Here is a 22491-nt window from a genome sequence, read left to right as displayed (position 1 = left end):
GCCTACAACTCCCACTGCGGATGCATCTCCCGTACCCGCGTGAGCGCCATCGCGGCCGCCGCCGTACGCGTCTCCACGCCGAGCTTGGCGTGGATGCGCTCCAGGTGCTTCTTCACGGTGGCCGGGCTGGCACCCAGAATCTCGCCAATGTCCCGGTTGATCTTGCCCTTCACCACCCAATAGAGCACCTCGGCCTCGCGCGCGGTGAGGTTGAACGACAGTCCCAGGGAGCGGATCACTGCCGCATCCGACACCTCCCGCATGACGATCAGCCAGTCCCCACCCGGGCCTGGACCGTCTTCCCCGCCAATGCAGTGATGCAGCCGGAAGCTCAGGCGCCGGGCGCCCAGTTCCGCCGTGAGGCGCACGGGCTCGACGGGCGGCTGGCCCTCCCGCTCGGCGTCGGCCATGGTGTCCAGGCAGCGTCGCAACCAACTCAGCACCGGTGCCGGCGTGGCCGGCGCGATGGTGCCGTAATAGAGTTGCAGCAGCTCACGCGCCAGAGGCGTCTGCCACAGCAGCCGCCCGCTGCTGGCCCGCACCGCGATGCTGGCGTAGCCGAACGCATCCAGCGCCTGGCGCGTCTGCCGTGCCTGGCGCGCGCCCTGCAGGTGCACCTGCATGCGGGCCAGCACCGCGCGCGGGTCCAGCGGCTTGGTCACGTAATCCACACCGCCCGCCTGCAGCGCGGCCACCAGGTGTTCGGTCTCGGTCAGGCCCGTCATGAAGATGATGGGGATGTGCGCCGTGGCCGGATTGGCCTTGAGCCGGCGCGCGACTTCGAAGCCGTCCATGCCCGGCATCATGGCGTCCAGCAGAACGATGTCCGGCTGGCCTTGCAGGGCACGGGTCAGCGCAGCCTCTCCACTGGTGGCGGCCAGCACGGTGTAGCCGTGCTCGTCCAGCGCGTCATGCAGCAGGGAGAGGTTGTCCGGGACATCATCGACCATGAGCACACGGTCACCCTGCTGCTGCTCCAGCAAGGCGGCGACGGAAGAGGGCAGGGCACTGTTCATGGCACGGAGAGCCTGTCGGTTCGGCGGTCCAGGGCCTGCAGCATGGCCTCGAACTGGAATTGGCGGGCCAGCTCGCGCTGGACCTCGCAGAAGGGGCGCCAGACGGCATCAGCGGCTTCGATGTCGTCGAGTTGCTGCAGCACGCCGCGGTAATAACCGAGTGCGAGCGCTTCGCGAAGACCGGTGAGCCGGTCCGGTGGAGGCACCACCAGCGGCGTGGATGGCAGCGCGGGCGCTGCCGGGACAGGGGAGGAACGCCAGCGCAGGCCCAGGCGTTCGCCCAGCCAGTCCAGCAGCAGTTCGTGGCGCACCGGCTTGAGGATGAAGTCCTGCGGTGTGATGCCGGCATCGTTGTCCTGGCCGCGCTCGAAAGCATTGGCCGAGACCACGGCGATGGCTTCCAATGAGGGCAGCAATGCACGTAGCCGGCGGATGGTCTCCCAGCCATCGATGCCAGGCATGGCCAGGTCCATCAGCACGGCGTCGGGGCGCCAGCCCGCCGCCACCAGGTCCAGGGCGTCGTGTCCGCTGGAAGCTTCACGCACGGTGAAGCCCAGCGGTTCCAGCAACTGGATCAGCAACTGCCGGTCCTCGGCCTCGTTGTCCACCACCAGCAGCCGCGGAGACGGGCCGTCGATGCCCAGGCGCTGCAGGCCGTGTGCGCCGCCGGGGCTGGCCAGCCCCTGCCGCAGGTCGCGGTCCGGAATGCGGCCGTGGATCTCCGGCAGGAAGAGGCGGACACGGAAGGTGGAGCCCGTGCCCGGCGTGCTGCGTGCCGAGAGTTCTCCGCCCATCAGCTCCGTCAGCATCTTGGCAATGGTCAGGCCCAGGCCGGCACCCGGGGTGTGGCCGCCCATGTCCGAGGCACTCGCCCCGCGGGTAAAGGGCTCGAAGATGCGCGCCAGCTCGGTGTCGTCCATGCCGGGGCCGGTGTCCTCGATCTCCAGCGTGGCCATTTCGCGCCCATGCCGCACGCGCAGGGTGATGGCGCCTTCGCGGGTGAACTTGATGGCGTTGCCCAGCAGGTTGATCAGGATCTGGCGCAGCCGCTGTTCATCCGCCCGCACCCAGTCCGGCAGGGTGCCCGTGGTCTCGAAGCGGAAGTCCAGGCCTTTGGCGGTGGCCTGCGGTTCGAACATGTCGGCCAGTTCCCGCAGCAGCTCGGCAAAGCGCAGCGGCGCCGGCGCCAGGCTGAGGCGGCCGGCTTCGATGCGGGCGATGTCCAGCGTGCCGTCGATGAGCCGCATCAGGTGCTCCCCGCCGCGCTTGATCACTTGCACTGCCTGTCGGCGCTGGGGGGCCAGCGAGGCGTCGGCCGCCATGAGCTGGGCATAACCGAGGATGCTGTTGAGCGGCGTGCGCAGTTCGTGGCTGATGGCGCTGATGTAGCGGCTCTTGGCCTGGTTGGCCGCCTCGGCCGAAGCCTGGGCACGCTCGGCCTGCAGGCGGGCGGCCTGCAGGGCTTCATCGGTGCGGCGGTGGGAGTCGATTTCGCGCATCAAGGCCTGCGTCTGGCGGTTGGATTCTTCCTGCGCCACCTCGCGGCTCTGGTGCGCCAGCACCAGCCACCAGGCCACCGTGCCGGCCACCAGCAGCAGGGCAAAGAAGGCCTTGAGCAGGCCGGTGTACAGCCCTTGCCGGAGCGCCTCGGCCGCGCCGCTGTCCACCAGCGGCAACTGCTGCAGTTGCTGGTGATAGAGCAGGCCGAAGATGGCGGCCAGCAGCGGCGTGATCACCATCATGAGCAGCAGGTAGTGGCCCAGGCCGGTGTCCAGATAGGGCCAGCTGCGGCGGGGCAGCACGCGGCGCAGCAGCCGGGACCATTGCTCGGAGAGCCGCGCGTGGGGCTTGCACAGGTCGCCGCAGCGGGCATCCAGCGTGCAGCACAGGGAGCAGATGGCGCCCCGGTAGGCCGGGCAGTGGGCCAGGTCCGGCCCTTCGTATTCGCGCTCGCAGATGACGCAGCGGGCCACTGTCAGGCTGGTGTCGCCCAGGGCGCTGGCGGTGGCAGGGCTGGCGGCCCGGGCCAGGTAGTAGCGGCCCTGGGTGGCCCAGGCGATCAGCGGGGAGGTGATGAGGGCCGTGACCATCGCAATGGCGGCCGACCAGGCCTGGGCCAGCGAGCCCATGACGCCCAGGTGGGCGGCGATGGAGAGGGCCGAGGCCAGTGCCATGGCGCCAACGCCCACCGGGTTGACGTCATACAGGTGGGCACGCTTGAACTCGATGCCGGGCGGAGACAGGCCCAGTGGCTTGTTGATGACCAGGTCCGCCACCACCGCCATGATCCAGGCAATGGCGATGTTGGCGTACAGGCCCAGCACGTGGCCCAGCGCATCAAACACATTCATCTCCATCAGCATGAAGGCGATGAGGGTGTTGAAGACCACCCACACCACCCGGCCGGGATGGCTGTGGGTCAGGCGCGAGAAGAAGTTGCTCCAGGCCAGGGACCCGGCATAGGCATTGGTGACGTTGATCTTGAGCTGTGAGATGACAACGAAGAGCGCCGTGGCGGCCACCGCCCAGCCATAGCGCGGGAAGACGTATTCGTAGGCCGCCAGGTACATCTGGTTGGGGTCCACCGCCCGCTCGGGCGGGACGGCATGGGTGACCGCCAGGTAGGCGAGCAGCGCGCCGCCCAGCATCTTGAGCACGCCCAGCACCACCCAGCCCGGGCCGCCCAGCAGGACGGCCGCCCACCAGCGGCGGCGGTTGGCAGCGGTCTGGCGGGGCATGAAGCGAAGGTAGTCGGCCTGCTCGCCCATCTGGGTGATGAGGGCGACGCCGACGGTGAGGGCGGCACCAAAGGCGTGCATGTCAAAGGCAGCTGTGCCGGACTGGGAACCGATTTGGTTCGTGATGCCGTCAAATGCACCAGGATGGCGCCAGGCCACCCAGGCGAAGGGGAAGACGAGCAGCACCAGCCACAGGGGCTGGGTCCAAACCTGCAGGCGGCTGATGGCAGAGATGCCATGGGTGACCAGCGGGATGACAATCACGGCGCAGATGAGATAGCCCCACTGGGGTGGGATGTCCAGCGCAAGGTCCAGCGCGTAGGCCATGACGGCCGCTTCCAGCGCGAAAAATATGAAGGTGAAGCTGGCGTAGATGAGCGAGGTGAGGGTGGAGCCGATGTAGCCGAAACCCGCGCCCCGCGTGAGAAGGTCCATGTCCACACCGTGGCGGGCCGCATAGACGCTGATGGGCAGCCCGGCCAGGAAAATGATCAGGCCGGTAGCCAGGATGGCCCACGCCGCATTGGTCCAGCCATAGTGAAGCAGCAAGGTGGCGCCCACAGCCTCAAGAATGAGGAAGGAGGCCGCACCAAACGCCGTGTTGGCCACCCGCAGCGGCGACCAGCGCCGGAAACGCTGCGGGGTGTAGCGCAGGGCATAGTCCTCCAAGGTCTCATGAGCCACCCAGGCGTTGTAGTCCCGCCGCAGCTTGATGATGTGCTGCGGGGCGGGGGTGGACGGGGGCGGGGTGTCCATGGAGGGTGCGGGTGAATGCAGATTTCGTGCCCAAGGATCGGGGCTGTCTTGGTTGGGCTGTGCCGGGAAGCGCCGGGCGGCGAACCTCGGGGCCGCTTTCTGTGGCCCACGCCGGGAAGTGCCAGGCCGGGGGGCATTTGCTTCATGTCATTCCTGTCCGGCTTCGCCGGCCATTCCCTTCTTTACTTCCGCAAATACCCCCCGGCCTGGCACTTCCCGAACCGAGGACTTCAACAGTTGCACCCGCCGAAGTGTTGAAGAGTCTCTGCACTCCTCGCGGACTCCACTTCGGGCGGTTCGGGATGTTGCAATCCTCGCCACATCACCCGCTAGGGCCGTGGTTGGCGCCTTGCGTCCCATCCTGATTCAGGGCACCTCGCGGGAGTTATGAGAGGTTGCTCGGCGTCCCGTGTAGTGGCGACTGGAATCGGATCTTGCATGGGCTTGTGCACCGGCATAGGGCTTGCTAGCGTCAAGAAGAGCGACTCGGACACCCTCAGGGGTGGCAGCCATGGAATTGACACCTAGAGAAAAAGACAAGCTGCTGATCTTTACCGCCGCACTGCTGGCGGAACGCCGCAAGGCCAAAGGACTGAAGCTGAATTACCCGGAGGCCGTGGCCTTCATCAGCGCCGCCGTGATGGAAGGCGCCCGCGAAGGTAAAACCGTCGCGCAGATGATGAAGGAAGGCCGCGAACTGCTGACACGCGACGACGTGATGGACGGCATCCCGGAAATGATCCCGGATATTCAGGTCGAGGCCACCTTCCCCGATGGAACCAAACTGGTCACCGTGCATCAGCCCATCCCCTGAAGCCCGAAGGCGTCACAAGGCCTCAACACCATCGTCGTCGCCGTTGTAGCCGTTGTAGCCGTCGTCGCCGCCATCGCCCGGTTTCCCTCCAGATATCCGCTGCCAGCACCACATCAAGAACACCAGAAGGACTGCCGCATATGTTGAAGATGACTTCATCGCGCCTTGGCGCTGCACTGGCCGCCGTGGCCGCCATGACTCCAGCCCTGGTGCTGGCCCATGCCGGTGAAGGATTGCCGCATGACCATGGCCTGTCCGCCGGGTTCGTGCATCCGTTCACCGGCCTGGATCACCTCGCCGCCATGCTGGCCGTGGGCCTGTGGAGCGCCCTCACACACCAAGGCCGCCGCATGGTCGCCGCACCGCTCGCGTTCGCCGGCTGGTTGCTGATGGGCGCCCTGCTCGGCGCCTGGATGAGCGCCGCCGGCGGGTCTTTGCCCGGCGTCGAGCCGATGGTCGCCGCTTCCGTGCTGGTCCTGGGCCTGGTGGCCGCCGCCCGCTGGAAGCTGGGTGCATCCGCCTCGGCTGCCCTGGTGAGCGCGTTCGCCGTTTTCCATGGCCTGGCGCACGGCAGTGAATTGCAAGGCGCCAGTGCGTTGGCCGGCATGGTGGCCGCCACCGTCGTGCTGCACGCCCTCGGCCTGAGCGCCGGCCTGTGGCTGCGCACGCTGGCGCCCCTGTGGTCGCGCATGGCCGGTGCGTCGCTCGCGCTGGTGGGCCTGGGCCTGCTGACCCGCATGGTGTGGGCATGACCCCCGGGGAACTGCTGACGGACGACGGCGAGCTCACGCTCAACCCCGGCCGCACCACGCTGAGCGTCACCGTGGTGAACAGCGCCAGCCGGCCCATCCAGGTCGGCTCCCACTACCACTTCGCCGAAACCAATGCCGCGCTGCAGTTCGACCGTGCCGCCGCACGCGGCATGCGGCTGAATATCGCGTCCGGCACTGCGGTGCGCTTCGAGCCCGGCCAGCAACGGACGGTGGAACTGGTGGAGATCGGCGGCGCCCGCGAGATCTGGGGCTTCCGTGGCCTGATTCAAGGAAAGCTGTAATGGCACGCATCGGCAAACGCGCCTACGCAGAAATGTTCGGCCCCACCGTGGGCGACCGCCTGCGCCTGGCAGACACCGCCCTGGTGATCGAGGTGGAAGAGGACCTGACACTGCGCGCCGGTGGCTACGGCGAGGAAGTGAAGTTCGGCGGCGGCAAGACCATCCGGGACGGCATGGCCCAGTCCCAGCGCACCCGCGCACAGGGTGCCGTGGACACCGTGCTGACCAATGCCGTCATCCTGGACCACTGGGGCATCATCAAGGCCGACATCGGCCTGAAGGACCACCGCATCGTCGCCATCGGCAAGGCCGGCAACCCGGACACACAACCCGGCGTGGACATCATCATCGGCCCCGGCACCGAAGTCATCGCCTGCGAAGGCAGCATCGTGACCGCCGGTGGCATCGATTCCCACATTCACTTCATCTGCCCGCAGCAGATCGAGGAAGCCCTGGCCAGCGGCGTGACGACCATGCTGGGCGGCGGCACCGGCCCGGCCACCGGCACCTTTGCCACGACTTGCACACCCGGCCCCTGGCACATCGAACGCATGCTGCAGGCCGCAGACGCATTCCCGATGAACCTGGGTTTTTTGGGCAAGGGCAACGCCAGCCGGCCCGAGGCGCTGACCGAGCAGATCGATGCTGGCGCCATCGGCCTGAAACTGCATGAGGATTGGGGCACCACGCCCGCCGCCATCAGCAATTGCCTGGACGTGGCCGAAGCCACCGACACGCAAGTGGCCATCCATACCGACACACTCAATGAGAGCGGTTTCGTGGAGGACACGGTGGCGGCCTTCAAGGGACGCACCATCCACACCTTCCACACCGAGGGCGCAGGCGGGGGCCATGCCCCCGACATCCTGAAGGTGGTGGGTGAAGCCAACGTGCTGCCCAGCTCCACCAACCCCACCCGGCCCTACACCATCAATACGCTGGACGAGCACGTCGACATGCTGATGGTGTGCCACCACCTGGACCCCGCCATCGCGGAGGACCTGGCATTTGCCGAGAGCCGCATCCGCAAGGAGACCATCGCGGCCGAGGACATCCTCCACGACCTCGGGGCCATCAGCATGTTCAGCTCGGACTCGCAGGCCATGGGCCGTGTGGGCGAGGTGGTGCTGCGCTGCTGGCAGACCGCCCACAAGATGAAACTGCAACGCGGCGCGTTGCCCGGCGACACGCCGCGCCACGACAACGCCCGCGTGAAGCGCTATGTGGCCAAGCTGGCCATCAACCCGGCCATCGCCCACGGCATCAGCCATGAGGTGGGCAGCATCGAAGTGGGCAAGTGGGCCGACCTGGTGATCTGGAAGCCGGCGTTCTTCGGGGTCAAACCCTCGCTGATCCTGAAGGGTGGGGTGATCGCCATGGCCGCCATGGGCGACCCCAACGCCTCCATCCCGACGCCCCAGCCGGTGCACTACCGCCCGATGTTCGGCAGCTTCGGTGGCTCGCTGGCGCGTGCGTCACTGAGCTTCGTCTCGCAGGCCGCCCTGGCCGGCGGAGTGCAGCAGCGCTATGGGCTGGCCAAGACCACCGTGGCGGTGAAGGGCATTCGCGGCGTGGGGAAGAAGGACATGATCCACAACCACTACGCGCCCCGCATGGATGTGGACCCCCAGACCTATGCAGTGCGCGCCGACGGCCTGCTGCTGCATTGCGAGCCCGCTACCGAACTGCCGATGGCGCAGCGCTACTTCTTGTTCTAGGCAGCCTTTGCATGCCCCGCGCGAGCCGAGGTGCCCTGATTCCCATCTCTGTTCCCACCGTGGCGCCGTGGCCTCAATCAAACTGCGCCAGCAGCGCGGCGAAGGCGGTCTGCGCTTCCTTGCCCGCGCAGCGCTCCTTGAGGCCCGCCTTGAGGGCTTCAAAGTCGGGCCATCCGCGCGAGGCCTTCGTCGCGTAGATCACAATGGGGAGCGACAGCAGCGGCAGGTAGTCCATGTCGTCAGCGCTGACCCTGGTGTTGCGCATCGCGCTCGCGCAGCCCGGCCGCACACAGATGGCTGCGTCAACACGGCTCATGGACAGCATCGAGAACCCCTGCGTCATGTTGGTGACGGGGTAGGGCTTCATGCTGGTCAGCTGCGGCAGCACATGGTTGTGCACGCCGCGGATCATGGCGTAGGTCTTGCCGGACAGTTCCGGCAAGGTCCTGGGGCCCTTCGACGATTTCGGGATGGCCAGGCCGAATGTGAACTTGCCCAACTCGCACACACGCTCGGCGAAGACATCCCGGTCGTCCGTGGCGGCCAGCACCGCCAGCGCGACGGAGCCACCTTTGAGTTCATTGAGCAGGCGCGGCAAGGGCAGGGCGGTAGCCTTGATCGGGCGGCTGGAGAGCTGCGAGATCTGGTCGAACACCAGGAACCCCAGGCCCTGCCTGTCGCCCGCCGTGGCGGCCCACGGCTCCACGGCCACGATGCCGGCAGGAAGCACTTCGGACGCCGCCAGGGCAGGAGGCGCGGCCCAGGCTTCAGCCGCCAGCAGCAGCGTCGCGGGGGATACGGCCTGGCACAACACGCGCCGGAACTGCCAAGGGATCGCCATGAAAGGCTCCTCAAGATGGTGCACTGTCAGGCTATCACTGGAAGTGATGAAAGTGATATCCCCGATGTGGTGCGGCCGCAAAAAGACGGCGATCAGGGGACTTGCGACATTTCTGGGATGTTCCCAGACGGGTGCCTGCGGCCGAGCTGGCGGGGCGGGTACAGTTATCAGATGCTTCAAGTTTCCAAACTGCTGGCTCAAGGCCAGGGCCTGGCCTCCGTGCTGCTCAAGCGAGCGGCGTCCGTGACCCTGGACTGGGACACCCGCCAGAAAAGCCGCTTCCAGGCCACCGACAGCCAGGGCCGCGAACTGGGCGTCTTCCTGCCGCGCGGCACCGCCGTGCGCGGTGGCGACGTCCTGGTCGCCGAGGACGGCTCACTGGTGCGCGTGGTGGCAGCCGCCCAACCGCTGCTGCGCATCACCCCCTGCACCACGCACGGCTCGCCGTTCGACCTGATGCGCGCGGCCTATCACCTGGGCAACCGCCACGTGCAGATTGAACTGCAGCCCGACCATCTGAAGATCGAACCCGATCACGTGCTGGCCGACATGCTCCGCGCCATGCACCTCATCGTGAACGCGGTGGATCAGGCGTTCGAGCCTGAGAGCGGCGCTTACGCGGCTGGCGGCCACGGTCATGCGCATGGTCATGGACACGTGCACGGGCATGGGCATGGGCATGGGCACCAACATGACCATGGGCATGAACACGCGCATGACCACGGACACGGCCACGCGCATGACCACTCGCATGCGCACGGCGGCAGCCATGCGCACGCCCATGCCCCGGCACCGGCAGCCGTTGTGCCGGCACCAGGCCGCAAGACCATCGCCATCCAGTCGGCACCGGCGCCGCATGTCCATGGCCCCGGCTGTGGCCACGATCATGGCCACGACCACAAGCACTGACACCGTCCCGCCGCTGCTGCGCCTGGTGTGGCTCGCTTCACCGGCGCTGCCCATCGGCGCCTTCTCGTATTCGGAGGGGCTGGAGGCTGCCGTCGAGCACGGCCATGTCCATGACGATGTGAGCGCGGGGCAGTGGCTGTCGCAGCAACTGGCGCTGCTGGCACGCGGTGACATGGCCGCGATCGCCCACGGAATGCAGGCCTGGCGCGACAACGACGAAGCCGCGCTGATGGCCCTGGCCGACTGGCTGCGAACCACTCGCGACAGCGCCGAGGCGCGCCTGCAAAGCGAGCAGATGGGCCAGTCCCTGCTGGTCTGGCTCAGGCCGCAAGGCATGGTGTCCGCGGACCAACTGACGCGGCTGACCCGGCTGTGCACGCCGGCAGGCTCACTGGCCTGCAACCCGGCCGACCGAGCGGCCCACAACCCGCCAAACAGCCCCCCACGCAGCGTCCCTCACAGCCCCCTGCCCAGCCCTTCACACGGCCCCTTGCACAGCGCCCCGCACGGCCCACCACACAGCCCCCATTACGCGCTGGTGATCTCCCTGGCGCTCTCCGCCATCGACGTCCCCATCGAGCAAGCCCTGCAGGCGCAGGCCTTCGGCTGGGCCGAGAACCAGGTGCAGGCCGCTCTCAAGGCCGTGCCGCTGGGCCAGACCGCCGGGCAGCGTGTGCTGGCCCGCCTGGCCAGCGAGATCCCGCAGGCGGTGGCCACGGCCATCGCCACGCCGCCCGAGCGGCGGCAACTGTTCGCGCCGATGCTGTCCATCCTGGCGGCGCGCCACGAAACCCAGTACTCCCGACTGTTCCGATCATGAGCAACGCCCTGCATCACATCCCCGGCCGCACCAAGACCCTTCCCCCGCTGCGTGTGGGTATCGGCGGCCCGGTAGGCTCCGGCAAGACGACGCTGCTGGAGATGCTGTGCAAGGCCATGCGCGCCCGCTGGGACCTGGTGGCCATCACCAACGACATCTACACCAAGGAAGACCAGCGCCTGCTGACCATCAGCGGCGCGCTGCCGCCCGAACGGATCATGGGCGTGGAGACCGGTGGCTGCCCGCACACGGCCATCCGTGAGGACGCGTCCATCAACCTCGAAGCCATCGACCGCATGCTGGGGCAGTTCCCCAACGCGGATGTCGTATTCATCGAGTCGGGTGGCGACAACCTGGCCGCCACCTTCAGCCCGGAGCTGAGCGACCTGACGATCTATGTGATCGACGTGGCCGCAGGCGAGAAAATCCCGCGCAAGGGCGGCCCCGGCATCACCAAGAGCGACCTGTTTGTCATCAACAAGACCGACCTGGCACCGCATGTGGGTGCCGACCTGGCGGTGATGCGCGCGGACACCCACCGCATGCGGCCCACCCGCCCGTTTGTCATGACCAACCTCAAAACGCTGGACGGCCTGGATGAGGTGGTGAAGTTCATCGAGCAGAAGGGCATGCTGAACGGCTGAACCGCCGCGACAGCCATCGCTGCAGCGGATGCCTTAGCCGTTGCAGCCACAGCCGCAGCCGCAGCCGCTAAGGCAGCTCCGGGCTCACGCGACTCGCCGCAGCGACGGCGCCCGCCGGGGCGATGCCATCGGTTTTTGCCGCCGATGGCTGGCGCCGCGCCCTCCACACAAACGCCGCCACCTGCCACACGATGAACACGGCGATCAGCCCCAGCAGCGTGGCGCTGATGGGCCGCTGCACGAAGACGTCGAATTTGCCCCGGCTGATGAGCATGGCACGGCGGAAGTTCTCCTCCAGCATCGGGCCGAGGATGAAGCCCAGCATCAGCGGTGAAGGGTCCATGTCCAGCCGCATGAAGACATAACCGCACAGCCCGAACAGGGCGGTGACAAAGATGTCGTCGATGTTGTTGTTGACGCTGTAGGTGCCGATGCAGCAGAAGAACAGGATGGACGGGAACAACACGTTGTAGGGGATCTTGAAGACCGACAGCCAGTAGCGCACCAGCGGCACATTCAGCACCAGCAGGAAGCAGTTGCCGATCCACATGCTGGCCACCAGGCCCCAGAACAGGTCGGGGTGGCCCGCGATCATGTTGGGCCCGGGCTGGATGCCCTTGATGATGAAGGCGCCCATCATGAGCGCCATCACCGGGTTCTCCGGAATGCCGATGCTCATCAGCGGGATGAAGCTGGTGCGCGAGGCCGCTTCGTCCGCCGCCGCCTGGCCGGCCACGCCCTCGATGACGCCGGTCCCGATCTCGTGCCGGTATTTGCTGACCTTCTTGTCCAGTGCATAGGCGGCAAACTGCGCAATCACCGGCCCGCCCCCTGGCAGGATGCCCAGGAAGGAACCGATCGCGCTGCCCCGCAGGGCGCTGGGCAGAATGCGTTTGAACTCGGACCAGGTGGGTATGAGGTTGATCTTGCCGTTGAAGGGGGTGCGTTCGTTGCCGATGTCGAGGTTCTTCGCAATCTCCGCAATGCCGAAGCAGCCCAGCGCCACGCTCACCAGCCCCACGCCTTCGGCGAGGAAGGGCTGGTCGAAGGTGAAGCGCTCCACCCCGCTGTTCACGTCCGTACCCACTTGGCCGAACAGCACACCAATCAGGCACATGGCCAGGCCATTGAGCAGGTTGCCGGTGGTGACGAAGCTCACGCACAGGAAGCCCAGCAGCATCAGCGAGCAGTAGTCCGCCGGTCCGAAGAGAAAGGCGATTTCGCCGAGGCTGGGCGCCAGCCAGGCCAGCACCACGATGGCGACGGTACCGCCAATGAAGCTGGAGACACCGGCGGTGAACAACGCCAGGCCGGTCTGGCCCTTCAGCGTCATCTGGTAGCCGTCGATGCAGGCCACGATGCTGCTGGCATGCGGGATCTTCATCGTGATGGCGCTGACGCTGTCTCCGTACTGGGCGCCGTAGTAGATGCCGGCCAACATGATGAGTGCGCCGGTGGTGGGGATGGAATAGGTGAGCGGCAGCAGCAGGCTGATGGTGGCCAGCGGGCCCAGGCCGGGCAGGAGCCCGACCAGGGTGCCGACCATGCAGCCGATGGCGCAGTACATGAGGTTTTCCAGCGTCAGCGCGTGGCTGAAGCCGAAAGCCAGGTTGTGCAGAACGTCCATGTCAGGCCTATCAGAGCAATGGCAGGTTCAGGCCCAGCAGCTCCTGGAAGCCGAAGGCAATGGCCAGCAGGCCGGCGGCGATCTTGATGTTGCGCTTCCAGCTGTAGTCCCGGCCGGCAGCCGTGGCAATGAAGACCATCACCACAATGCCCAGGGACATATTCACCAGCTTGGAGATCAGCGCAAAGGCGCACAGGCTGGCCAGGATCAGGCCGATGTTGCCCACCTGGACCTGCAGCGGCTCGCTCTGCCCGAAGAAGGCTCGTGCCATCGTGGCCAGCGCCACCAGCAGCAGCATCACGCTGATCATCAGCGGGAAGAGGCCCGGGCCGGCATGGTCCAGCCGGCCCACCGTATAGCGCAGAGACCCCAGCCCGAAGCCCAGTGCCACCGCTGCGAGGAAAAGGCCCCGCGCGAGATGTCGATTGATCATGTCTCCACCAATATTTGAATAGCTCGCCGGATGGCGAAACCATGGTGGAAGGGCGGCGGGGCAGCGGCTACGGGGCTTGTACGGACCGGACAGGTTGCTGCAAGCTCGCTGAAGGCCTGGTGCAAGCTTCAGGGCGCAAGACGGTCACAGCGGGCGGTTGGCGTCAATGTCGGCCAAAGTGGTGCATGTGGAGGGGAGCCTCAACCACGCTGACGGTGCCGCTGACGGTGCCGATGGCGGGACCATCGGACGCAGGAGGGCGGCGCCTCCGCGTCGTTCCGTCAGTCGTTCCGTCAGTCGTCTTCTGTCAGTCGTTGAGGCGGGACAGCAACGGCGGCGGCGCAGCGCGGCGCGGCAGCGCGGCGTGATGGAAGGCGAGGTCGCGTTGGCGCAGCTGGAAGGGCGCCTGCTGGGCTTCCGCCATCAGCATCTGGTGGGCAAAGCTGCGCGCCATGGCGTGCATGCGGTAGGCAGGCAGATCGCCGGGGCGGGGGAACAGCCAGCTCTTGAGCACCAGGTTGTGCACGGCCTCCATGACGGCCTGCCGGTCCATCATCTCGGGGGGGATGAAGCTGAGGATGTCGCTCAGGGGGATCGGGCCCCGCACCACCGAGAGCCAGCGCAGGAGGCGGCGTTCGTCGTCGCCCAGCAGGTCGTAACCCCAGTGCAACAGGGCCTGCAGGTTCTGGTGGCGCGAGATGGCATTGCGGTGCGTGCCGCACAGCAGCAGGAAGCGGTCGTCCAGGCTGGCCGCCAGGGCCTTGAGACCGAAGGTCCGCACCATGGCCGCTGCATGTTCGATGGCCAGTGGCACGCCGTCCAGGCCGTGGCAGATGTGGGCGATCCACACCGCATCGGCATCACCCGGCTCGAAAGTCTGGTCCGCCGCACGGGCGCGTTGGACGAACAGCGCCACGGCCGGATAGTGCAAGGCCTCTTCCATGCTGCCCACGCCGTCGCCCGGCATCGGCAGGCAAGGCAGCAGGTAGACCTGCTCGCCCATGGCCCGCAGCGGTTCCCGGCTGGTGACCAGCAGGTGCAGGCCCGGCGTGGGTGCGAGCAAGGTTTCCACCAGTGAGGCCACTGCCTTCACCACGTGTTCGCAATTGTCCAGGATGAGCAGCCGGCGTTCTCCGGCGGCATTCGCGGCCAGCCGCGCCCGGAGCCGCTCGTGCAGGCGTTCGATGCAGCGCTCCACGCCCACCGCGCCTGCGATGGCAAAGGCCACATCCAGCGGGCTCGCGTGGGGCGCCAGTGCGGCCAGGTCCACAAACCAGAGGCCCTCGCGGTAACGCTCCCCGACCTGACGTGCCGCGGCCACCGCCACACTGGTCTTGCCGATGCCACCCGGCCCCACGAGCGAGACAAAGCCATAACGGGCGAGTTGACGGTCCAGCGCTTCCAACGTGTCCTCCCGGCCCAGCAGCAGTGCGCCAGGGCGCGGCAGATGCTGGAGCCAGGGCGGTACTGGCGCGTGGGTTTCGGGGCCGGAAACGGCGGGGGCATGGATGGCACGGGTGGCGCTCGTGTCGCCCCCGCCCGGTGGCAGCGGTGCCGAGGCGGCCAAACGGGCGTCGGGCGGGGCCACTGGGCAGGCATCCACCGCGACGGTGGGCGCCACAAAGCTGTAGCCGCGTCCGGCGATGTTGGCAATGTAGCGGGGCGCGTCATCGCCCGCCCCCAGCGCCTTGCGCAGCGCCGCCATGTGCACGCGCAGGGTGTTTTCTTCCACCACCTCCTGCGGCCAGACCTGCGCCATCAGTTCCTGCTTGCTGACCACCGCACCGGCCCGCTCCACCAGTATCACCAGCAGATCCAGCGCCCGCGCCCCGAGCTTCACCTGCCGCGAGCCCTCGAAGAGCTGGCGGCGTGAAGCCAGGAGCAGGAAGGGGCCGAAGCGATGGCAACTCATGGAGGGGGATCACCGCGTGGTGCGGCAGCTGAAACGACGGACTGCATCGTCGGAGTTACCGCCTGACAAGTCACTTCCCCGATAGAGGGGGCGAACTTCGGCACGTGTGTAGCAGGCTTGACATGTTTTATGGGCCGGAACCGGTGCAGCAGATCCAGGGACAGAGGTTCTTCCGTCTGGTCATCCGGGTGCCGGGCGACACATACTTAAGAGGTCATCCATGTACATGCCTGTCGATCCCAGGCGTTCAGTTGAAGCAGTTGAGCCTCACGATGCCGGGAATGCATCAGATGCCCGGCTGAACGATGCCACCCGGGACGGGGTCGTACGCTGCCCTGGGGCAAGCGTTGCCAGTTCCCAGGACCGGGCGGAATTCATCGAAAATCTCGGTGACCCGGGCCGCAGGCTGATGCCCGGCGAGACGGATCGGATCATCGACTTCCTGGCGGTCCTGCTCCCACAGTGGCCTACCTGGCCACGGGAACTCCGGCTGGGTGACCGTGGCCGGCGGCCCGAGGCGTCGCAGAACGCCGGCCCGGGGGGACGGCGCGATGAGGCGGAGGCCGGCCTGTCGGTCGATTGCGTCGTGGAGTCGGGGAGCAACTTGCTGATGGTGCGTTTCACGCCACGAACAGGGGCGTCGGTGGGTACTGTCATGACACGTATGCCATTCATCCAGACGTTGCAGACGCCTGCCTACGACGCCTTCGACGCGGTGGCCCTCGTGCTGGACAGGCTTGGCTTGCTGGAGACGATGGTCGGCAGGTTGGCAAATGCCGTCCACGGCGTGGGCCTGCGGTTGCGAGCAGCGATCGCCGATGAGTTGCGTTCGGGCGGGGGGCGGGCGATCGCGGTTCCACCGCACGTCGGATGGTGGGCGACACCGTTGCCCCGGTCGAGTCAGCTGCCGGCCGGTGGCTCTGCCGGGCCCGGTCCTTCTGCTGCAAGCCATGCAAGCTCGGTGGATGCCGCCGTAATCTGGCGGCCTTGGCTGGGCCCATCGCCGCGATCATCGCTATCGCCGCGAATACCCAGCCTTGCGCGTCAGGTGCCTTCGACAGCCGCCAGCACCAGCGCAGACTTGCCTGCCGCCGCAGCGCCCGAAACTTCGCAGCATCGGTGGCTGCGGATCCCCCGACCAGTGGCCCTGGCGCCCCAGGCTGAAGCCATTGCCGCCGTCGCCCCCTTGGCGGATATCCTCCGCCAGGGGAGCTGGTGTGATGAGCTGACGATCGTAGTGCCGCACCTGATGGTTCGCCTGGGGCAGACCGTCTCATTTCGCCAGGAGTACCTCGAGCTGTCCCAGGGGCAGGTTCAGACGCACTATGGATTTCTGCGCAGTAGCAGCGCGGCGCCGAAGATATGGGAGGTGGCCCCGGGTACTTTCAAGTTGCAGTGTGGCAGGCATTCCCCGGAAGGGCCATTTTCCGGCCCTGACTGCTTGATCAAGGCGCTGGTCGCGGCCATGCCGGACAAGTCGACACAGCGACGGCTGGGTCCCAAGGGGGCGGAACGGTTGCGAATGTGTCTGGCTGATGCAGTGCAGAGGCATCCGGCGCTGACGCAACTGTGTCTGGCCTTGCGTCGAAGTCGCCCGAGCTGCCTGGGTCAGCCGGCTCAGGTCGACTGGGACCTGCTGTTGCGCCTGTGCCTGGCGGGCGGGACGGATGGCCAGCCGGGCTGGGCCGGGCGGCAATTGCTGGATCCCAACCTTCCGCAGCGCCCTGTGGAGATCTCCGATCTGGCGCAGTGGCGGGAAGGGGCGCCGGTCCGTAACGGATCCAGGTTGCAGTTCTTCTTCGACGCAGGCATTAACGTTCTGGAGGCGCATCGCTACTGCGGCCCGCTGGGACTCACGGACGAAGGCAGAAGACTTGACCCGATGCTGATCTCCAAACGTAAGCTTGCACAGTCGCGCCGCACCGGCATGGACTTACTGAAGGCGGAGATGCCGCTGCTGCTCCATCTCTACGGAACGGCGGCTAAGGTGTTCCGCTACCTCGGCGTGCATGGCAACTTCGGCAACATCGAACTCGGCAACTATGACTGGCCCGCAGCCCGTGCCGCCAGCGCCCAACTCGGTGAAGAGGCGCTGTTGGAGGAGTTCCCGCCACATCAGTAGATGAATCGGCCGATGTCAGACGCCGAGGTCCTCGCTACCGTCGGTTTCGCGGCTGAACGGCCACCAAGGGTGCTCGTAGACCTGGCGGGCGCCCACGCGTACCGTCACCTCGGTGCCGGAGGCTGGGGCGGTCCGGATATGCACTCGGCCACCCAGTTGCTGGACCCGGTCACGCACACGCGCCAGGCCAGCGATGCCGCCACCACCCAGGCGATCCTGCGCCAGCCCCTGGGCGCGCATGCCGATGCCGTTGTCCGAGATGATCAGGCGCAGGCTCCACCAGCGGTAGACCACCCGGGCCCGGATGTCCGTGGCCTGGGCGTGGGTGAACGCGTTGGTCATCAGTTCCTGTCCCAGCAGCCGAAGGTGTTCGCTGGCGCTCAGCCGCAGGCGGCGAGGGTGGCCGTCCACGTCCATCACGAAATCGCGCGCATGGGTGGCTGCCAGCCGTTCGCCGAAATCGGAGAGCGCCACCGGCAGCTCCTGGTGCCGCTCCTCAAGCGTTTCCCGCAACTGACTGACCTGTTCGCGCCCGCGCAAGATGAGTTGGTCGGCACGGTCCAGGGCGGTGTTCATCAATGCACGGTTGGGGTCGGTGCCCCCCATGCGGTTGGCCACCTTCTGGAAATGCAAGGTCAGGCCATGCAGGCCCTGCAGGAGGATGTCGTTCATCTCCTGGGCGATCTGCTCGCGCTCATCCATGCGGGTGCGCAGCAGTTCCTGCTCGCGTCGCCCCACCAGGCGCGTGCGCCAACGTATCGCCAGGGCCAGCAGTGCCACGCTGCCGAGCACGGCGAGCGCCTTGAACCACAGCGTCTGGGTCAGCGTCGGCCGCAAGACAACGGACAGCACGGCGGGTGGGTCACCCATTGGCCCATCCCCCATGGCGGCACGCACCTGCAACTGGTGGCGGCCGGGCGGCAGGTGGCTGTAGGAGAGCTCACGCTGGGCCCCCAGGGGGCGCCAGGCCGGGTCCACGCCTTCCAGGCGAGCTTCAAAGCGCACGCGCTCGGGCATGCCCAGTTCCAGGCTGGTGTAGCGCACGGAGACGGTCTGCGTGCCGGCGGGCAAGGTGAGGTCCTTGCGCCAGGGAGACCATTGCTGGTCGGCCGCCACGGCCAGCCATTGCACAGGTGGGCCGGCACGAGGCGCCGGCAGGCGCTCGGTGTCCAGCGAGGCCAGGCCGTCCAGGCCGGCGAACCACAGTTGCCCTGCCCCTCCGTGGGCCACGCTGGGTTGCGGGCCGAACGGTGTGGCGCCCGCCGGGTACCCATCACCTGCATCAAACACCCGGACGGGGAGGACCGTGGCGGGGTCCGCCTCCAGGCGAGCCAGTGCTTCGGCTCGGATCAGTACGGCGCCCCGCAGGCCATTGAGCCACAGGTCGCCCGCCGGCGTGTCCACGGCGCCCGTGATGCCACGCAGCGCATCGGCGTCGGTGGCCTTGAGCTGATGGAAGCGGCCCTGCAACAGCATCTGCACGCCCCGGTCACCCGCCACCAGCAGGTGGCGACCGCTGGCGACGTAGTTCACGGCACCCACGGCCAGGCCCTGTCGGGCATCGAAGACCTGGCTGCCCTGAACATCGGTGCGCAGCACGCGGTTGACGGCATAACCGGTCCAGAGCGTGGCTTCACCTTCGAGCGCAAACGCGGTGGGCCGTTCGTTTTCAAGCCCGGGGAAGGGCAGGGCCCGCCAGCCGCCCTCACGCCACAGTTGCAGGCCCTGCAGCGCGAACAAGGCCCACAGGCCCAGGCGGTTGCTGCGCAGCTGTCGGCAATTGGTGGCCGCGTCCGGGGCACCGGGCGAAGGGAGGTGCTGGGCCGTGCTGCCGTGCAGTTGCCAGACTCCCGTGCTGCCACCGATCCACTCGCGGCCCTCGGTGTCTCGATGCAGCGCGCGGATGCGGCCGCCCTCGCGGGGCCAGGGCAGCGGCGAGAAACCGGCCGCCTCATTCCAGCGCCACAGCGTGCTGCCGTGCGTGGCGTCCACCGCAGAGAGAAGCAGTTGCTGGTCCACCTGGCCATTGGGGCTCACGGCGCGGTAGGGCTGCAGCAGGAAGTTGGTGGCGGCGCTGGACGGGCTGAGCCTGGCGAGCAGTGTGTTGCGGAAGCGGTCCAGCCCGGTCTGGGTGGCCACCCAGAGGTTGCCGTCACGGTCCTCCAGCACGGTCATGCCGATATCGCTGGTCAGGCCGTCGCGGCGGGTGAAGGTCTCCTCCACGGCCGGCAGAGGCAGGTCGCGGTTGGTGGCGGGCCCGTTCACCGGCAGGCGGGACCGGCACAGGCCGGCTGGGCAGTAGACGTTCCAGAGATTGTGCTGGCGGTCTACCCAGATGGCTGAGGAGTCGCGCTGCGGGCGGAATTGGCCGTCCCGGGACTGGCTGGCCGGCAATGGGTGAAGGCCTTGAGCCGAGACCAGCCAGCTCATGCCGTCGATGATGCGGGTGCCGCGTGCGTCGGGCATGTCGCGCGCCATTTCCACAAAGCGGTGCGATGCCGGGTCCAGCCGCAGCCAGCGCTGGGCGGAGGTGATCCAGAGGTCACCATTGGCGTCGGCGTGCACGCCGACCACGGGCGTCTGTGGTGCGCCGAAGCTGGCATCGGGGCGGCGCCAGGCCTTGCCGTCGTAGTGCAGCAGCACGCCGTCCATGTCGGCCCAGGCTTCGCCGGAGGGCAGTGCGGCCAGGCCACGGGTCTGGAGCGAGGTCAGGCCGGCGGGGAGTTCGTGGACGGTCAGTGTGCCGTGGCCGTCCACATGGGCAATGCCGCCATCCAGCAGGCCCACCCAGAGTTCACCCGCGCGTCCGGCGGCCAGCGTGCTGACCGGCCGGGTGCCGAAGTCGGGATCCTGCGGCGGCGCGAAACGCTCGAAGCGCACGCCGTCAAAGCGGTACAGGCCGGAGGTGCTGCCCAGCCAGAGCCAGCCGTCGGTGGTCTGGCTGATCTTGCGGATCCCCACGGGCGCGCCGTCATTGGCGGTCCAGCGGGTGTGGTTGAGCTGGGCCAGGGTACGGGAGCGGTCCAGGGCGTGGGCGTTGCCCAGGCTTATCCACAGCCATGCCGCAAGCCAGACCCAGGCAGGTCTATGGAAAAAAGCACTCAAAGCGGCGACCGGTTGGGGGAGGCGATGCTCGCGGGTGGCGGTCGCGCATCTTCTCCATCCCGGTGCCGTTCGTCACTTCCCCGATAGAGGCATATGCCGAAATGGAATCACCCTGACAGAACGGTTATCGTCGATCCATGACCATTCATCACGCCGCCCAGCACGGATATGAAAAGGAATCGGCCGCCTACCAGCGCGGGCGCCCGGACTATCCGGACGCCTTGATGGACTGGCTCCGGCAGGACCTGGGCCTGCGGCCGGGCACCCACGCACTGGACCTGGGGGCGGGGACCGGCAAGTTCACGCGGCTGCTGACCCGCACCGGCGCCAGCCTGACGGCGGTGGAGCCTGTGGCGGAAATGCGGGAGCAGATCGGGCGCCATGCCGAGGGGGTCCTGGCGCTGGCCGGCACGGCGGAAGCCATTCCGCTGCCTGATGCCTTGCCCGCCACGCACGCCTCACCGGCCTCACCCACCTCATCCGGCGCGGGAGCCACGCCCGAAACCGGCCTGGACGTCGTGGTCTGCGCCCAGGCATTTCACTGGTTCGCCAATGCGCAGGCACTGCGGGAGATCCACCGCGTGCTGCGGCCGGGCGGGCGGCTCGGCCTGGTGTGGAATGTTCGGGACGAATCGGTCGATTGGGTGGCCGCCACCACGGCCATCATCACGCCCTATGAGGGTGATGCGCCGCGCTACTACAAGGGAGACTGGCGCCAGCCCTTCGAAGCGCAGCCGCTGTTCTCTCCCCTGGTGCGCGCCAGCTTCCCGCACCAGCATGTGGGGTCGTTTGAGCAGGTGGTGATCGATCGCTTCATGTCGGTGAGTTTCATCGCCTCGCTGCCGGAGGCCGAGAAACAATCCGTGGCCACCCGGCTGTGGGCCCTGCGGGATCGCTTTCCCGCCCTGCAGGCTGAGACGGTGGCTTATCCCTACCTCACCGAGGCCTGGCGTACTGAGCGCCTGACGCCATAGCGGCCCGCGCGCAGGCCGGTGCTGAGTTGATCGCCGGTCTGGTGGCCCGTTCGGCGTCTGTCTAATCGTCTGTCTAAACGTCTGTCCAATCGTCGGTCTGAGCCTTGCTCAATAGATCGGTGCCTGGTCGGGGCCCCAGGCTGGGTTCAGCATGGCGAACCGCTGGTGGTCATGCCAGGCGCCGTGGATGTAGAGGTAGTCCTTGCACAGGCCTTCCTGGCGGAAGCCCAGGCGCTCCATCACCCGCAGGCTGGCGATGTTGTCGGGCCGCACGGCGGCTTCCAGGCGGTGCAGCCAGACGCGCGGGCTGAAGAGCTCGTTGATCAGGCAGCGCAGCGCCTCCTGCATGTAGCCCTGCCCCTGCGCGTCCTGGGCCAGGCTGTAGCCCAGCGAGGCGTTCTGGAACACGCCACGAGCAATCAGCGAGACCTGGCACTGGCCGATGACATGCTCCGGTGCATCGGTGCGTGTGATCCAGTATTGCCACAGCTGGCTGGCCTCGAAGGCGGCCACGTGTTGCGCCATGCGAGCCTCGGTGGCGCTGACCTCCCAGAAGCCTGGTGGGCGTGGCGGGCCCCAGGGCGCCAGGTGTTCTTCATTGCGCAAGAAGAAGGCGCTGACAGCCGGTGCGAGCATGGGATGGGAAGCCTCCAGACGCAGCCGATCCGTCCCTAGCCGGCGTGCCGGCCATTGCGGCACTACTGATGCCGCCGCTGGTGCCGCCGCCGCCGGTGTTGACTGCAGCAAGTCGGGTGTGGGGGCGGGGGCCGATGTGTGCGTGGCTGCGTGCGCGACTGCGTGCGTGGCTGCGTGCGTGAGGGCGGGCTTGCTGGCGTTCATGGCCCCGCATTGTGAGTCAGGGCGTGGGCGTCATCCTTGCCTCTGCGGCGGCTATGCCGAAGGTCATGCTCACCGCTGGTGTCGCGACACATTCCGGCGATGAATGCGCCACCAATCGCCCGCTGTTTTGACATCAACCTGGAATGAGGCCGGAATGGGGGCTGCATT

At 67.4% G+C, this 22491-nt stretch carries 17 protein-coding genes; 9 read left to right on the top strand and 8 right to left on the bottom strand.

Annotated elements, in window-relative coordinates:
• Nucleotides 1-2: 2 nt before the first annotated feature.
• Both BMY53_RS03595 and BMY53_RS03590 read right to left on the bottom strand, forming a co-directional pair.
• Complete coding sequence (locus BMY53_RS03595) at nucleotides 3-1016, bottom strand: response regulator (RefSeq protein WP_092943619.1); 1014 nt, start codon at nucleotides 1014-1016, stop codon at nucleotides 3-5.
• Nucleotides 1013-4510, bottom strand: coding sequence for a hybrid sensor histidine kinase/response regulator (locus BMY53_RS03590; RefSeq protein ID WP_092943617.1), 3498 nt, complete (start codon nucleotides 4508-4510; stop codon nucleotides 1013-1015). Before BMY53_RS03590 ends, BMY53_RS03595 begins: the two co-directional genes overlap by 4 nt.
• A gap of 511 nt (nucleotides 4511-5021) precedes the next feature.
• Between BMY53_RS03590 and BMY53_RS03585 the strand changes: the two genes are divergently transcribed.
• The 4 genes from BMY53_RS03585 (at nucleotide 5022) to ureC (ending at nucleotide 8096) form a co-directional block, all read left to right on the top strand.
• Nucleotides 5022-5324, top strand: a complete 303-nt coding sequence (locus BMY53_RS03585) for an urease subunit gamma (protein WP_092943615.1) — start codon at nucleotides 5022-5024, stop codon at nucleotides 5322-5324.
• Between the two features lie 140 nt (nucleotides 5325-5464).
• Nucleotides 5465-6076, top strand: coding sequence for a HupE/UreJ family protein (locus BMY53_RS03580; protein ID WP_310732097.1), 612 nt, complete (start codon nucleotides 5465-5467; stop codon nucleotides 6074-6076).
• Complete coding sequence (locus tag BMY53_RS03575; protein ID WP_092943613.1) at nucleotides 6073-6378, top strand: urease subunit beta; 306 nt, start codon at nucleotides 6073-6075, stop codon at nucleotides 6376-6378. The genes BMY53_RS03580 and BMY53_RS03575 overlap by 4 nt, the downstream gene beginning before the upstream one ends.
• Nucleotides 6378-8096: an urease subunit alpha gene (ureC, locus tag BMY53_RS03570; protein ID WP_092943611.1), complete on the top strand. Its 1719-nt coding sequence runs from the start codon at nucleotides 6378-6380 to the stop codon at nucleotides 8094-8096. Before BMY53_RS03575 ends, ureC begins: the two co-directional genes overlap by 1 nt.
• Before the next feature lie 73 nt (nucleotides 8097-8169).
• On the opposite strand, the gene BMY53_RS03565 is transcribed toward ureC, so the two are convergent.
• Nucleotides 8170-8937 carry a type 2 periplasmic-binding domain-containing protein gene (locus tag BMY53_RS03565; RefSeq protein WP_092943609.1) on the bottom strand — a complete coding sequence of 256 codons (768 nt, stop codon included), beginning with the start codon at nucleotides 8935-8937 and terminating at the stop codon, nucleotides 8170-8172.
• Nucleotides 8938-9108: 171 nt separating this feature from the next.
• Here BMY53_RS03565 and ureE point away from each other — a divergent pair, with 171 nt between their 5' ends.
• Genes ureE through ureG form a run of 3 tightly spaced genes read left to right on the top strand, consistent with a single transcriptional unit; the run spans nucleotide 9109 to nucleotide 11310 of the window.
• Nucleotides 9109-9846, top strand: a complete 738-nt coding sequence (gene ureE / locus BMY53_RS03560; RefSeq protein ID WP_092943607.1) for an urease accessory protein UreE — start codon at nucleotides 9109-9111, stop codon at nucleotides 9844-9846.
• Nucleotides 9824-10666 carry an urease accessory protein UreF gene (locus BMY53_RS03555; RefSeq protein ID WP_177200694.1) on the top strand — a complete coding sequence of 281 codons (843 nt, stop codon included), beginning with the start codon at nucleotides 9824-9826 and terminating at the stop codon, nucleotides 10664-10666. Before ureE ends, BMY53_RS03555 begins: the two co-directional genes overlap by 23 nt.
• Nucleotides 10663-11310, top strand: a complete 648-nt coding sequence (gene ureG, locus BMY53_RS03550) for an urease accessory protein UreG (RefSeq protein ID WP_092943603.1) — start codon at nucleotides 10663-10665, stop codon at nucleotides 11308-11310. The genes BMY53_RS03555 and ureG overlap by 4 nt, the downstream gene beginning before the upstream one ends.
• Before the next feature lie 67 nt (nucleotides 11311-11377).
• On the opposite strand, the gene BMY53_RS03545 is transcribed toward ureG, so the two are convergent.
• The 3 genes from BMY53_RS03545 to BMY53_RS25845 all read right to left on the bottom strand — a co-directional run bounded on the left by BMY53_RS03545 (nucleotide 11378) and on the right by BMY53_RS25845 (nucleotide 15282).
• Entirely contained in the window at nucleotides 11378-12937 is a 1560-nt protein-coding gene (locus tag BMY53_RS03545; protein ID WP_092943601.1) for a tripartite tricarboxylate transporter permease, read from the bottom strand.
• 10 nt (nucleotides 12938-12947) lie between these two features.
• Nucleotides 12948-13370 carry a tripartite tricarboxylate transporter TctB family protein gene (locus tag BMY53_RS03540; protein ID WP_092943599.1) on the bottom strand — a complete coding sequence of 141 codons (423 nt, stop codon included), beginning with the start codon at nucleotides 13368-13370 and terminating at the stop codon, nucleotides 12948-12950.
• 307 nt (nucleotides 13371-13677) lie between these two features.
• Nucleotides 13678-15282, bottom strand: coding sequence for an ATP-binding protein (locus BMY53_RS25845; protein WP_092943597.1), 1605 nt, complete (start codon nucleotides 15280-15282; stop codon nucleotides 13678-13680).
• 220 nt (nucleotides 15283-15502) lie between these two features.
• Between BMY53_RS25845 and BMY53_RS03525 the strand changes: the two genes are divergently transcribed.
• Nucleotides 15503-17404 carry a hypothetical protein gene (locus BMY53_RS03525; protein ID WP_143073902.1) on the top strand — a complete coding sequence of 634 codons (1902 nt, stop codon included), beginning with the start codon at nucleotides 15503-15505 and terminating at the stop codon, nucleotides 17402-17404.
• Between the two features lie 15 nt (nucleotides 17405-17419).
• Here BMY53_RS03525 and BMY53_RS03520 read toward each other — a convergent pair whose 3' ends face one another.
• Complete coding sequence (locus BMY53_RS03520; protein WP_092943591.1) at nucleotides 17420-20509, bottom strand: sensor histidine kinase; 3090 nt, start codon at nucleotides 20507-20509, stop codon at nucleotides 17420-17422.
• Nucleotides 20510-20646: 137 nt separating this feature from the next.
• On the opposite strand from BMY53_RS03520, the gene BMY53_RS03515 reads away from it, so the two are divergent.
• Nucleotides 20647-21483, top strand: coding sequence for a class I SAM-dependent methyltransferase (locus BMY53_RS03515; protein ID WP_092943589.1), 837 nt, complete (start codon nucleotides 20647-20649; stop codon nucleotides 21481-21483).
• A gap of 108 nt (nucleotides 21484-21591) precedes the next feature.
• Here the strand turns inward: BMY53_RS03515 and BMY53_RS03510 are convergent, their stop codons facing one another.
• Nucleotides 21592-22323, bottom strand: a complete 732-nt coding sequence (locus BMY53_RS03510) for a GNAT family N-acetyltransferase (protein WP_092943587.1) — start codon at nucleotides 22321-22323, stop codon at nucleotides 21592-21594.
• Nucleotides 22324-22491 lie beyond the last annotated feature (168 nt).

Source organism: Roseateles sp. YR242, assembly GCF_900109745.1.
GTDB lineage: Bacteria > Pseudomonadota > Gammaproteobacteria > Burkholderiales > Burkholderiaceae_C > Roseateles.
Note: the sequence above shows the minus strand (reverse complement) of the source record. Positions and strands in the feature narration are given on the sequence as shown.